This is a genomic window from Hominibacterium faecale (assembly GCF_020734085.1).
Lineage (GTDB): Bacteria > Bacillota > Clostridia > Peptostreptococcales > Anaerovoracaceae > Hominibacterium > Hominibacterium faecale.
Window position 1 is genome coordinate 513,303 of sequence record NZ_JAJAGH010000005.1, and the last position, 12,624, is coordinate 525,926.

Below are 12,624 nucleotides of genomic sequence, written 5' to 3' on the forward strand. Positions count from 1 at the left end.
GGAAAAAAATGAAACCACTTTTAATAATTGTGAAGCTTTCACCCATATTTCTTCTCTGCGGTTTGGTAATGAAAGGCTTTGATACCCTGATGGCTGCCCCGATCGCTCTGCTTTACGCGGCAATCATTTGCTGGCTTACCACAAAGCGAAAAGTCATGGATATATTGGAGAGCGCATTAGGCGGCGTAAAAGATGCCATGATGGTCTTTTTCATTTTTATGCTGGCCTACGCAGTCGCGACATTCTTTATGACCACAGGCGTTGGTGCCAGCGTTATTCTAGCGGCAATTAAAATGGGCGTCAGCGGCCGGAGCATCGCCGTCGTAGCCTTTCTGGTCAGCTGCGTGTTATCGATGGCAACCGGGACTTCCTGGGGGACCTTTGCGGCAACCATTCCAATTTTTATGTGGCTCGGCCATATTGTGGGCGGCGATCCGGTAATGACCATGTGCGCATGCGCCGGCGGAGCGGCGTTTGGTGATAACGTAGCGCTCATCTCCGATACAACCATTATGACATGCGCCATCCAGAAGGTTGAGGTCGTTGATCGGTTTAACAAGCAATTGGCATGGTCCCTTACAAACGTAGCCCTTGCATCCGTTCTCTTCTACATCGTCGGAATCGTAAAAGGATTGCCCACGGAGGCGGCTGAGGCATCCAACGCGATATCTGATATCCCTGCGGCTGCATGGAGTACGCTGGAAGAAGAAAGGCCCGCGGCGGTTGAGCTTCTCCATCAAGTCGAAGGAGGCAGTATCCCGATTTGGATGATCATTCCCATCATCATAATCATTGCTATGGCAGTGCTGCACTTCCCTACCCTCGTTTGTCTGGCTTCCGGAATTATCAGCGCGGCAGTCATGGGCGCATTTATCGGAACCATTACCTCCTTCACTGAATTTACGCAGATGATGTACGATTCATTTGCCGATGCAGGAAGCTGGATTCTGATCATGGTTATGTGGGTTATTTTCTTTGGCGGAGTCATGCGGGAGATGGGCGCCTTTGAACCGTTAGCCAAACTGTGCATGATGCTTTCAAGAAAGGTCCGCCATTTGATGTTCTGGAATGCGGTTCTTTGTATCATCGGCAATATGCTCTTGTCCGACGACCAGGCGCAGATGGCGACCATGGGGCCCGTTATTAAAAATATTGTTGACGAAGGCGTTGAGGGCAGCGAAGAGGATTTGTACGATCTCAGATGCAGAAACGCGATGTACGGCGATGCCATCGGGGTCCTTGCAGGCGAACTGATTCCCTGGCATGTATGCAATATCTATTATGTAGGACTGGCGGGAGCCGTCTATCCACTGGTTAAGTTCGGGGCCTTTGATCTGATTCCGCTCAATTTCTTTGCATGGATTTCGGTGCTTTCACTGCTCGTTCTCACACTTACAGGGTTAGATCGAATCTTCCCCAAATTTGGAATCCCCAAGGAACCTGCAGTAAGGCTTAAAAAATATGCAAATGAAAAAATAGCTGAAAGGAGTTGATATGATAACGGTTCAGGATATCATGGCGGACCCGCTGTTCAAAGGGTTTCGAATCGTTGCAGGCCATAAAGGGCTGTATAATGAAGTTCTGGGGACAGGAATCTTTGACTGGGAAGAGCCAGAAGACATGGCGAGGACCTTTTCCAGGAGAGAATTCATAATCACCACATTGAGTGAAGCCAAATACAGGCCCGACGATTTGCTGCGAAGATTCAAGGCACTTTTGGAAAATCACGCATCTGTCGTATGTATAAAAACCCTTTTTTATAAGTCCGTGCCAAAGGAAATCATCCGATTGGCAAACGAAAAACATGTTCCCATATTTTTATTTGAAGACACTTACACGGATGACATTATCTTTGTTGTCAGAAACGCCCTTCAGGAAGATGTGGTAAGAGATGTTGCGGCGGAAAAAATCGAAGAGCTTCTTTGGAGTGAAGAGCCATCCCGCGAGGACTCCGCAAAGGCTATGAACAGGGTCAGTCCCTTCCTTTATGAACATTATCTCTGCATGTATGCAACGCCAAGATATCACAAAGACCAGAGGATCGGCACTCTGGTCGTGGAGCAGTGTGAACAAGCCAGAGAATATTTCCAAACCCAGTGTTCAAATTTTGAAAACAGCTTTTCTGCTGCAATCAAGCTTAGAGATTCCTTTCTTATTATTTTCTCTATGAAAGCAGAAGCAGGTGATCAGTCGGTTTTTCAATGTGCGGAAAAAATTCTTTCGGCGCTGGCCATGAGAAAAAAACTATTTATCGGTTTTAGCGATGTCCATCATAAGCATAATGAGTTTAGCTTTGCGCTGAAAGAAAGCATGTACGCCAACATATCGGCTTCCGTGGACAGAGAGGCCGTGCTCAGATATTGTGATCTTGGAATGGATTCGCTTCTGATTCCAATTTGCAATCATAGCTGGATCCGGACAGTCTATGAAGGGGAGGTAGATAAACTCAACAAGTACGACAGAAAACATAATGCACGGCTGTTTGAAACTCTGATGACCTATGCGGAAAGCGAGGGCAGCATCTCTCTGACTGCGGCAAAGATGCTCCAGCACGAAAATACGATTCGGCACAGGCTGGAGCGGATAAGATCGATCATTGGAACGGACAAGCCGGAAGATGCTTATGTGCATATGTATCTCTTAGCAAGACTCTATAAGATATTGCAGGTAATGATAAATCTATAAGGAGAAAGAAATGAAAAAGAATTTTAAATTTGACGTGGACTACATCAGGGAGCAGTTCCCGGCATTGGCGAAAACAGTAAACGGATATCACGAAGCATTTCTGGACGGCCCCGGAGGGACACAGGTGCCGCGCAGAGTCGCCAGGGCCGTATGCGACTATCTGTTTTACTACAACGCCAACGAAGAAGGCGCATTCCGAACATCCGTCAAGAGCGACGAGCTGGTTGTAAACTGCAGGAAAATTTTTGCTGAGTTCTTTAACTGCGACCCCTGCGAAGTTGCTTTCGGTGAAAACACTTCATCCAATAACTTTAAGATGGCCTTTTGTTTCGCAAGGATGTTTGAGCCCGGAGATGAAATTTTAATTACCAACATCGATCATGAGGCGAACCGTTCGCCGTGGAGGCTTTTGGAGCAGCTGGGTTTTGTCGTTAAGGTTGTCGATATTCATCCTGAAACAATAACACTGGATTTTGAAGACTTTCAGTCAAAGCTTTCTCATAAGACCAAGCTATTTGCAATCAACTGGGCCGCCAACTCATGCGGAACGATTACGGATGTTAAAAAATTTATCGCCGAGGCTCATAAGTACGGAGCGATTACGATCGTAGACTCTGTACACTACGCGCCTCACAAGCTCATTGACGTGAAAGAGATCGACACCGATATTTTACAGTGTTCCGCCTATAAATACTTTGGCCCCCACCTTGGCGTTACATACTGTAAAAAGGAACTGGGCGACAAGCTGAATTCAACCAAAGTCCAGGCATATGATAATACCCGGATGCCGCTCAAGCTTGAAACCGGCACCCTAGCCATGGAGCTTGTAAACGGCGCAGCAGAAGCAGTTAAATTCATCGCAGACGCAGGGAAACATCACATGAATCAGTTGGAAGATGAGGTTAAGAATTATTCGGGCCTGAGAAAAGAAATCGCAGCAGGCATGAAGGCCTTCGAATATTATGAGGACGAACTGGCGGATGCGCTTAGGGCAAAGCTAACGGATATCGCAGGGCTCAAAATTTACGGCCCGGGAGAAGGGGCTCCAAGAACACCCACTGTTTCCTTCCGGATCGAAGGCGTCCATGCCCATGACATTGCCGCTGCCCTTGCTGATAAGGGGCTTAATGTCTGGGATGGAGACTACTATGCCATCGCCACCATAAGAGATGTTCTGGGACTTGAACCGGTCGGCGGGCTTGTCCGAGTCGGATTCGCGCCTTATAACCTCATGTCTGAGGTTGACCGGGTGTATGAAGTGGTAAAGGAGTTTGGAAGATAAGAGAAAGGATTCCTGCCTCCATCTGAGACCTAGAATTGCACTAATTTGCGTCAAAAATCCCGTTTTCATTACGGTAAACCAACAGCACCGGCAACCCACCGCCTTCACACCGCCGCCCGGACATTTTCACCCTTGCGGCTTCTTTAGTCGTTTCAGCAGTTCCACCCGGTTGTTAATGCTGAGCTTGCTAAAAATATTGCTGATATGTTTTTTCAGAGTGTTTTTGGAGATGGAAATTTCCTGGCAGATTTCACTGTCTGTCAGGCCTTTGCTCCACAGATCAATGACTTCCAGCTCACGATCGGTAACTGCGTAAGCTTTTTTTAGAGCATACAGGGAGGGACTGAATTCCTGGTTCAAGATCTGCGGTTTCCTTTGCTTCCAAAGCCAGAGGTTGAGATGGGACTTTAAAAGATTCAGGATCAGGATTTCTTTGTCTGAAAACTCCTCTCCCTGTCCTGTCCGGTAAAGGCTCAGGGAGCCAAGGGGCCTCCCCTCATATCCCAAACCGGCGAACAGAGAATATTGAATGTTTTTCGGTTTCCAAGTCCGCTGATAGTATTCGGTCTCTTCGATTTCCCGATTTAGAACATAGTCGCTCACTCTGATGGCAGAATGTTTTGGGTCGGAAAGCAGGGACCATAAGGGCCGAAAAGGATCGATCGGCTCCAATTCCCGGATATAGAATTCCAGCTCTTCCCTGGATAGCCCCACGCCTACAGGCCGGGCAGGCTTTCCCTCTTCCTCTAGGTAAAAGGACGCATAATCAAATCGGATCAGCGTTTGCAGCAGGGTCAGAAACTCCTTTCTCATTTGATCCACATCGTCATGGGTATGAACTTTTAATGTGATCTCATGAACAAAGTTCCATTCATTGTTTAAAAGTGTTTCAGCCATTTTCAAATTCTCTCCCATCGGGCTTGTAATGCAAAATCAGCCGTCCGGCAGGAACTTCCTTCCCCGGACGGCTGATTGTTATTTATACTAATTCAACGACCAGTTTCTTCTTCTTTCCTTTTTCAACCAGCAGTTTTCCATCCTTAAAGGTGTCAGCTGTAATCATCATCTTTTTGTCCGTCACCTTTTCGCCGTCCAGCTTCAGTCCGCCCTGTTCGATGGTCATGAAGCCTTCCCGGTTGCTGGGTACAAGCCCCAGTTCCTTGATGAAAGTAACGACGCCGATGCCTTCACCCGCCAGGTCTTCTGCCGCTTTCTGCACGGTTGGAATGTTTTCCAGGGATCCGCCGCCGCCAAAGGCCGCACGAGCGCCCTCCTGAGCTTTCTTTGCTTCTTCCTCGCCGTGAACCAGCTCGGTAACCTGGTAAGCCAGAATTTCTTTCGCTTTATTCAGCTCAGCTCCTTTTAGAGCGGCCAGAGCGCGAACTTCATCCATGGGCAGGAAGGTCAGCATGCGCAGGCATTTTTCCACATCTGCGTCAGCGACATTTCTCCAGTACTGGTAGAATTCATAGGGAGACGTTTTTTCCGCATTGAGCCACAGAGCGCCTTTCTGAGTCTTGCCCATTTTCTTGCCTTCACTGGTGGTCAGCAGGGAAAAGGTCATTCCGTAAACCTGTTTGTCGCAAGCTTTTCTGGTCAGCTCGATACCGCCCAGCACGTTGGACCACTGGTCATTTCCGCCGAACTGCATCTTGACGCCGAAGTCCCTGGCCATAACCATGAAGTCGTAGCTCTGCATCAGCATATAGTTGAACTCCAGGAAGGACAGGCCCTTTTCCATTCTCTGCTTAAAGCACTCGGCCCGCAGCATGTTGTTGACGCTGAAATGGCAGCCGATCTCACGGATAAACTCAATATAGTTGAGGGGCAGCAGCCAGGATGCGTTATTGACGCAGACCGCTTTTCCCGGCTCAGGCGTCTTATTCTCTTTTCCCGGGCTATATACGCCGTTGTTGCCGCTGTACTGCCACTCTTCATCAAAATCGATAAATTTCTCGAAAAGTTTTTTAAAGCAGCTGCAGTTGTCCTGAATGGTGTCCGGCGTCATCATCTGCCGCATATCCGTGCGGCCGGAAGGGTCGCCTACCATTCCCGTGCCTCCGCCGATGAGAACCACCGGCGTATGGCCGTACTTCTGCATGTACATCATGATGATGACCTGCATGAAATGCCCTACGTGCAGGCAGTCGGCCGTCGGGTCGAAGCCGATATAAAATTTTATCTTTTCTTTTCCCAGCAGCTCCCGAATGGCTTCGTCATCGGTGGTCTGCTCGATAAAGCCTCTTTCTTTTAATACATCATATACGTTGGTATGTTGGCTAACATGATCAGGTATAAAATTCATTCTTTTCCTCCAGTTACTTTGTTCCGTACAGCCGGTCCCCCGCATCTCCCAGGCCTGGAACAATGTATGCGTGTTCATTTAATTTTTCGTCCTTGGCGGCGATGAAGATATCAACGTCGGGATGGGCCTTCTGAAGCACTTCGATGCCTTCCGGAGCCGCGATCAGGCACATGAAGATGATCTTTTTACCGCCTCTTGCCTTGATGAAATCGATGGCTGCGGCCGCGCTTCCACCAGTGGCCAGCATCGGGTCCACAACGAAAATCTCTCTCTTTTCAATATCATTGGGGAGTTTGCAGTAATATTCAACCGGTTCATGGGTATCCGGATCTCTGTATAATCCGATGTGTCCAACTTTCGCATTGGGTACCAGCGCCAGCATTCCGTCTACCATGCCCAGTCCTGCTCTCAGGATCGGTATAATGGCGATGTCCTCGCCTTTTAACATATTGACCATTGTATCGCAAATAGGCGTTGTAATTTTCACTTCCTCCAGCGGAAGCTTTCTCGTAGCTTCATAGCCCATCAGCATGGCGATTTCTTTAACCAGTTCGCGAAAATCTTTGACGCTTGTTTCCGATTGTCTTATCATTGCTGTTTTGTGCTGAATTAACGGATGATCGAATACATATACATTACCCATTTTTTTACCTCCCTGCAAGACCTGTTAAAGTCCTCTTGTGCTTGAATTAATTTATCAACTGCATCGAGTACATTTCAACAGGCTCTTTCTGGCTGCGTCCTGTCGAAATGATTTCTTTATCTGAATGCGGTATCCCGCATTAGTAACGATTGAGCATATCGACACGGCGCTGATGGCGTCCGCCTTCGAACTCCGTATCCAGCCAGGCGGCCGTGATCGCCAGCCCGGTCTCGGTATCGGTTATTCTCCCGCCCATGGCGAGAATATTGGAATCGTTGTGCTTCCTGGTCAGTTCGGCCATAGTCACATTGGTGCACAGGGAGCAGCGGATTCCTTTCACTTTGTTGGCAGCGATTGAAATTCCAATGCCAGTGCCGCAGCATACGATGCCCCGGTCGGCTTTTCCCTGAGCAACCGCTTCGCCGCAGGCATATCCAAAGGCTGGATAATCCACCGATTCTTCAGAATCGGTCCCCAAATCCAGGACCTCGATTCCCCTCTCTTGCAGATATTTTTTTACTTCTTCTTTTAACTGGTAACCGCCGTGGTCGCTGGCAATGGCTATTTTCATCGGCCTTTCTCCTTTATTCTATACTCTTACAATATTGTATCCCGCTGATTTGAGCATTCGGTTCATGACTGCAAAGCCCACACCGTCGGTGTCGCTCATGGCTCCCGCCAGGATCAAATCTACTTCCTGCTTGTCCAATTCTCGCAGCTTTGCGAAGAAGTCATGGGCTGCCTCGATAAAGGCTCTTTCTTCAAAGAGAATGACCCCGACTTTATTTCCAATTCGCTCGTTGAGAACGCGCAGCCGTTCAATCTCGGTTTTCACTTTGTCCCGGCTGCCTTCGATGATGGTCATATCCGCCTTGGGCGCATAATGCTTGTACTTCATTCCCGGGGACTTGGGTTTAAATTCCTCGTCGCTCACATCCCGGGGCCGATTGACGTACAGCGCCGGATCCACCGCCACTTTTTTGCCGATGGCTGCTTCGATGTTCTCTGCAGTAATGACCCCTGGCCGAAGAATTGTCGGCGTATCGCCGGTCACGTCCAAGACTGTGGATTCAATGCCGACTCTGCAGTCGGGTCCCTTTATGATGGCGTCAACCTTGCCCTGCAGATCCTCGATCACATGCTCTGCCTTGGTGGGACTGGGCTTCCCCGATAGATTGGCGCTGGGAGCCGCAATAGGGCATCCGGACCAGGTGATCAGATCCAGTGCGATTTTGCTGTCAGGCATGCGAACGCCCACAGTGTCCAGGCCGCCGGTGGTTCTGTCCGGAACGCAGGACTTGCGCTTGACCACCAGGGTCAGAGGACCGGGCCAGAAGTTCTCGATCAGGGCTACGATATCCGGGCTGAGCCTGGGCGTCAGCTGTCCGATATCGCTGGCTCTGCCGATATGAACGATCATTGGATTGTCGCTGGGACGGCCCTTTGCCTCATAGACCTTGGCAACCGCCTGGGCGTTGAGCGCATCGGCGCCCAATCCATATACGGTTTCCGTCGGGAAAGCGACCAGCCCTCCGTTTTTAATAATATCCGCCGCTACTTTTATATCTTTCTCAGTTAATAGTTTCGTATCCATTAGAAATTCTTCATCTTTTCCGCCTGGTCGCTGGTGATCAGGCCATCAATAATTTCGTCCAAATCGCCGTCCAGAATATAGTCCAGCTTGTAGAGGGTGACGCCGGTTCTGTGTTCGGAAACCCGGCCCTGGGGGAAGTTGTAGGTACGGATTCGTTCGCTCCGGTCACCGCTTCCAACCTGACTCTTTCTCTGGGCGGAAATTTCGTCGTTCTGCTCCTGCATTTTCAAATCGTACAATCTGGATTTGAGAACCTTGAAGGCTTTATCTTTATTTTTAATCTGCGATTTTTCGTCCTGACAGGTTACAACAAGTCCGGTGGGCTCGTGGGTCAGCCGGACAGCGGAGTCCGTCGTGTTTACACATTGTCCGCCGTTTCCAGATGCGCGGTACACGTCTACCCGCACATCATTGGGATTGAGATCCACTTCCACGTCGTCCACCTCAGGCAGCACCGCCACCGTAGCCGCCGACGTATGAACTCTGCCGCTGGATTCGGTCTCGGGTACTCGCTGGACGCGATGGGCGCCGCTTTCGTATTTAAGCCTGGAATAAGCGCCTTTGCCCTTGATGAGCATAACCGCTTCCTTGATGCCGCCAAGACCGGTATCGTTGATTTCCATCAATTCGGTTTTCCAGCCCTTTCTTTCCGCGTACCTGCTGTACATGCGCAAAAGGTCGCTGCCAAAGAGAGCCGCCTCTTCGCCGCCGGTTCCGGCGCGGACTTCCAGGATTACGTTTTTCTCATCGTTGGGGTCCTTGGGCAGCAGCAAGACCTTCAAATCTTCTTCCTGCTGGCCGATGGTCTCTTCCAGCTCGGAGATTTCCATCTTGGCCAGTTCCCGCATTTCCTCGTCGCTCTCTTCCAGCATTTCCTTGGCGTCAGCCAGCTCGGATTTTGCCTTTTTATACTCTTTGTATTTTTTTACGATGGGTTCCATTTCCCCCATCTCTTTCACATACTTCTGCCAAACCGGCTGATTGTTAATGATGGCCGGATCGGAAACCTTCTGTGAAAGCTCTTCATATTTTTCCAAAATGAAGTCTAATTTATCAAACATGTTTAACTCCCGCGATTCTGTATTTTTTGGGCTTTCAAGCCTACTACTTCAACTTAATATTATAGCACCATATGGGAAAAAAACAAACCAAAAATTTGATTATCTTCGATCATTCTCAACTTTTTTATCAATTATGCATATTTACTCTGCCCGCGTCGTTTTTTATACGGCCGCATTGACAGCTCTTTCCGGCTTTTATACAATAGAGCCATCTTTGAAAATGAGGCGAAGGAAATGATACATAACCAAATAAACGGCGCGCCCATGCCGCCGGAAAAGATAAACGCATATTTGAAGCGGATCGGAATGCCGGCTCCGGAAAGCCTGGATCTATCCTATCTTTCCCGTTTGCAATGGGCTCATATGCAGCACATCCCCTACGAAAACCTGGATATCATGGCAAACAAAAAAACGTCCCTGGAAAGGGAAGTTCTATATGGGAAAATGATCCGAGGCGGCCGGGGAGGCGTCTGTTCGGAGATCAATACCCTGTACAACTGGCTGCTGGAGTCCCTGGGCTTTCAGGTTGTCAGCTACAGTTCCCGCATCATCGCCAAAACGCTGCCCATTCAGCCCCAGAGTCATCGGGTGATGGGTGTGAAGTTGGATGGCAGGATTTATCTCACCGATGCCGGGTTTAACTATGAGCATCACCGAATTCCCTTGCTCCTTGAGGAAAACCTGGTCCAGTCGGATGGAGAATGCGAGTACAAGCTGGTCCGCGATGAATTCTGGGGCTGGGTGATGTGGCAGAACCGGCCGGGCCATGGATGGCGCAGAAAGCTGGGCTTCACCGAGGAGCCGCATATTGATCTGGATTTTGTGCCCGCCACCTTCTATGCAGAGGCTCATCCCGATTCCAGGATCAATAAAAGGACGAAAGTTTCTTTGTACATAGACGGCTGTTTTTATGCCCTTCGCTCCGGGTCCTTTCTCAAAGAGCGGGGCGGTGTGGAGGAAATCATCGAGGCCGATCTCACAAAGAAGCGGGAGAAAGCACTGCTGGCGGAGGTCTTTCATCTTTAGGTTGGTGCCGCGTTTGCAATCCGCCTTCGCGGTGCATTGGCTTCAATCGGGAAAACTTTATAGAAAGTTTTCGGTTTTTACGCAGAGTTGTGGGTTTGCGAGGCCTGATAGTAAGAAAAAGCAGGCTTTGCTGCCTCTGGCTGAGTTTGAGGGGGCGCAATCGTTGAAAAATGCGTAAAAACTAAAATTTATTTTAATTTATTTCCGAAAAACCGCAGCGCTGGAAATTAAAAAATATGCTGCTGGGCGTACCACAAAAAGGCTGCTGCATGAAAAGCGATTAGCTTCACGCAGCAGCCCAATGTCCGTACGATTCTTTTAAAATGTTTTCTTTAATCTTCTTTTGGAATCGGGTCACACTTCTTTCCAACCAGGAACAAAACAGCGCCCAGAGCCAGCATGGCTACACCGCCCCAGCGAGCGATCTTAATCATTCCCCAGAAATTGCTCATGATGCCGGAGCCGTAGGTTTCCAGATAATAATCAGGTCCCCATGACCCTTCGTACCATACCAGAAAGAAGGACCCCAGGAAAGCAATGATGCCAAACAGAAGGAAAAAGATTCCAAATCTTCCGATGTCGCCCTTGGCCAGCTTGGTCTTGGGGTTGATCGGATTTCCTTCCGGGTCGGTTTTGCTCAGACCGCCATAAATCCATTTGAAGATGGGGTAGAAGATGACAGCCGCAATGATAGCGATGAATCCCAGAAGGAAATATTCAGTTCCGTTTACCAGGAAGCTGATAATTCCTACGATCAGCGGTCCTCCGCATATGTAAAGGGGAGCCAGTTTTCCTTTCATATAGTACAGATTTCCTCTTTTTTCAACCGGATAATCCTTTCTGATCTTGACATATGCAAAGCTGAGGCCCACATACAAAACGAACAGAACCGGCGACAAGATGGTAACCAGGATTTCAAAGTTCAGGTTTACCAGCACCAGGTTGAGCGCTGCCAGGATCAGGATCGGCCAGACAGGCACTCTTCTCTTCTTGGAAACAGTGGATAAGAATTTGGGACAAAGATTATCCTGACACAATACAATAAAGCTCCTTGATGCCGCGGTAATCGCTGCGTTGAAAATCGCACATTGGGCGATAACGGCAACGATCATGAAAGCCGCGCCTGCCCAAGGTCCTACATGCTGGTACAGTACCGATGAATAGTCGATGCTGACGCCCCATTCGGTCCACGGTCCCGTAGATACGATACCGCCCAAGGTAGGCAGAATGTAGCTGAGGGCGATGACAACGATGCCGATTTTCATTCCTTTAGGGATAATCTGCGGATTTTCAATCTCGCCGCCCAGGAAGGAAACCGCCACATAACCGCAGTACATCCAAACGCCGATGGCAATTCCGGTTCCCCAGCTGGACAGAGCGTTCTGTCCCTGGATAACGATTGGGTCCATAGGATTATACTGCCAATTGGCCATACCTACGAAAGCCACAGCCGCAAAAGCGATCAGAATAATGATACTGAAAATCGTACTGGCTGTACTTACCTCTTCCAGTCCCATCAAATTGACGATGGTAAAAATAATGATGATTGCTGCTTTAATGGCAAAAGACATCAGGGGCGTAAGATTTACGAAAAGCCCGATATAGTCCGCGGCCAGCACGACATAAGCCGCTCCGGTCAAATACATGGCCAGGGAAATCCAAAATCCGAATGAAAATCCCCAGAATTCGCCGAAGGCCATCTTGGCCCAAACATATGGGCCGGATTCTACCGGAGCCAGGTTTGTAAGCTCTGAGCAATAAAGCCCGATGGGCATGGCCCATAGAATTGGAATCAACACTAGCAGAATCAATGTAAGTCCCGGGCCTGCCGATGAAATCATTGACTCGATACCAAACGCACCGCCCGCGCAAGCGCAATAAATGAAGAACGTCATGGCTGCCAGCGTGAAGGTCTTTTTCTTTAACCCAGGTGTGGCATCAAGTAGTACCTGCCCCCCTGTGTAACCTTTTTTGGACATCGTTTGTCTCCTTTCAACATGATTAAAATAATAAAATGATTGCCCGATC

General features: G+C 48.9%; 11 protein-coding genes. 4 read left to right on the forward strand and 7 right to left on the reverse strand.

Annotation, left to right across the window (positions count from 1 at the left end; translation table 11 throughout):
* Positions 1-8 precede the first annotated feature (8 nt).
* The 3 genes from LG211_RS07570 to LG211_RS07580 are packed head-to-tail and all read left to right on the forward strand — an operon-like array spanning position 9 to position 3,967.
* Positions 9-1,493 (forward strand): Na+/H+ antiporter NhaC family protein, encoded by a 1,485-nt coding sequence (locus LG211_RS07570; RefSeq protein ID WP_148398224.1) that lies wholly within the window; start codon positions 9-11, stop codon positions 1,491-1,493.
* A gap of 1 nt (position 1,494) precedes the next feature.
* Positions 1,495-2,685 (forward strand): PucR family transcriptional regulator, encoded by a 1,191-nt coding sequence (locus LG211_RS07575; RefSeq protein WP_269477272.1) that lies wholly within the window; start codon positions 1,495-1,497, stop codon positions 2,683-2,685.
* Positions 2,686-2,695: 10 nt separating this feature from the next.
* Complete coding sequence (locus LG211_RS07580) at positions 2,696-3,967, forward strand: cysteine desulfurase-like protein (RefSeq protein WP_269477273.1); 1,272 nt, start codon at positions 2,696-2,698, stop codon at positions 3,965-3,967.
* Between the two features lie 126 nt (positions 3,968-4,093).
* Here LG211_RS07580 and LG211_RS07585 read toward each other — a convergent pair whose 3' ends face one another.
* From LG211_RS07585 to prfA, 6 genes are all read right to left on the reverse strand, one after another.
* Entirely contained in the window at positions 4,094-4,864 is a 771-nt protein-coding gene (locus LG211_RS07585; protein WP_227755597.1) for a response regulator transcription factor, read from the reverse strand.
* An 82-nt stretch (positions 4,865-4,946) separates the two neighbouring features.
* Positions 4,947-6,272, reverse strand: coding sequence for a tyrosine--tRNA ligase (gene tyrS, locus LG211_RS07590; protein WP_148398087.1), 1,326 nt, complete (start codon positions 6,270-6,272; stop codon positions 4,947-4,949).
* A 13-nt stretch (positions 6,273-6,285) separates the two neighbouring features.
* A complete protein-coding gene (gene upp, locus LG211_RS07595) occupies positions 6,286-6,915 on the reverse strand; it encodes a uracil phosphoribosyltransferase (RefSeq protein ID WP_253020656.1) in 630 nt (209 codons plus the stop codon).
* A 139-nt stretch (positions 6,916-7,054) separates the two neighbouring features.
* Positions 7,055-7,486 carry a ribose 5-phosphate isomerase B gene (gene rpiB, locus LG211_RS07600; RefSeq protein ID WP_148398089.1) on the reverse strand — a complete coding sequence of 144 codons (432 nt, stop codon included), beginning with the start codon at positions 7,484-7,486 and terminating at the stop codon, positions 7,055-7,057.
* Between the two features lie 18 nt (positions 7,487-7,504).
* Positions 7,505-8,509: an L-threonylcarbamoyladenylate synthase gene (locus LG211_RS07605; protein ID WP_269477274.1), complete on the reverse strand. Its 1,005-nt coding sequence runs from the start codon at positions 8,507-8,509 to the stop codon at positions 7,505-7,507.
* Positions 8,509-9,570, reverse strand: a complete 1,062-nt coding sequence (prfA, locus tag LG211_RS07610) for a peptide chain release factor 1 (RefSeq protein WP_148398091.1) — start codon at positions 9,568-9,570, stop codon at positions 8,509-8,511. The genes LG211_RS07605 and prfA overlap by 1 nt, the downstream gene beginning before the upstream one ends.
* Positions 9,571-9,804: 234 nt before the next feature.
* Here prfA and LG211_RS07615 point away from each other — a divergent pair, with 234 nt between their 5' ends.
* A complete protein-coding gene (locus LG211_RS07615; RefSeq protein WP_269477275.1) occupies positions 9,805-10,596 on the forward strand; it encodes an arylamine N-acetyltransferase family protein in 792 nt (263 codons plus the stop codon).
* A 332-nt stretch (positions 10,597-10,928) separates the two neighbouring features.
* On the opposite strand, the gene LG211_RS07620 is transcribed toward LG211_RS07615, so the two are convergent.
* The gene (locus LG211_RS07620; RefSeq protein WP_227755599.1) at positions 10,929-12,575 is read right to left on the reverse strand and encodes an APC family permease; all 1,647 of its coding nucleotides are present in this window, start codon (positions 12,573-12,575) and stop codon (positions 10,929-10,931) included.
* Between the last annotated feature and the right edge of the window lie 49 nt (positions 12,576-12,624).

Bases quoted from the DNA above. Each gene is read 5' to 3' on its own strand.
- LG211_RS07570 (WP_148398224.1), top strand. From the start codon at position 9: ATGAAACCACTTTTAATAATTGTGAAGCTTTCACCCATATTTCTTCTC.
- LG211_RS07575 (WP_269477272.1), top strand. From the start codon at position 1,495: ATGATAACGGTTCAGGATATCATGGCGGACCCGCTGTTCAAAGGGTTT.
- LG211_RS07580 (WP_269477273.1), top strand. From the start codon at position 2,696: ATGAAAAAGAATTTTAAATTTGACGTGGACTACATCAGGGAGCAGTTC.
- LG211_RS07585 (WP_227755597.1), bottom strand. From the start codon at position 4,864: ATGGCTGAAACACTTTTAAACAATGAATGGAACTTTGTTCATGAGATC.
- tyrS (WP_148398087.1), bottom strand. From the start codon at position 6,272: ATGAATTTTATACCTGATCATGTTAGCCAACATACCAACGTATATGAT.
- upp (WP_253020656.1), bottom strand. From the start codon at position 6,915: ATGGGTAATGTATATGTATTCGATCATCCGTTAATTCAGCACAAAACA.
- rpiB (WP_148398089.1), bottom strand. From the start codon at position 7,486: ATGAAAATAGCCATTGCCAGCGACCACGGCGGTTACCAGTTAAAAGAA.
- LG211_RS07605 (WP_269477274.1), bottom strand. From the start codon at position 8,509: ATGGATACGAAACTATTAACTGAGAAAGATATAAAAGTAGCGGCGGAT.
- prfA (WP_148398091.1), bottom strand. From the start codon at position 9,570: ATGTTTGATAAATTAGACTTCATTTTGGAAAAATATGAAGAGCTTTCA.
- LG211_RS07615 (WP_269477275.1), top strand. From the start codon at position 9,805: ATGATACATAACCAAATAAACGGCGCGCCCATGCCGCCGGAAAAGATA.
- LG211_RS07620 (WP_227755599.1), bottom strand. From the start codon at position 12,575: ATGTCCAAAAAAGGTTACACAGGGGGGCAGGTACTACTTGATGCCACA.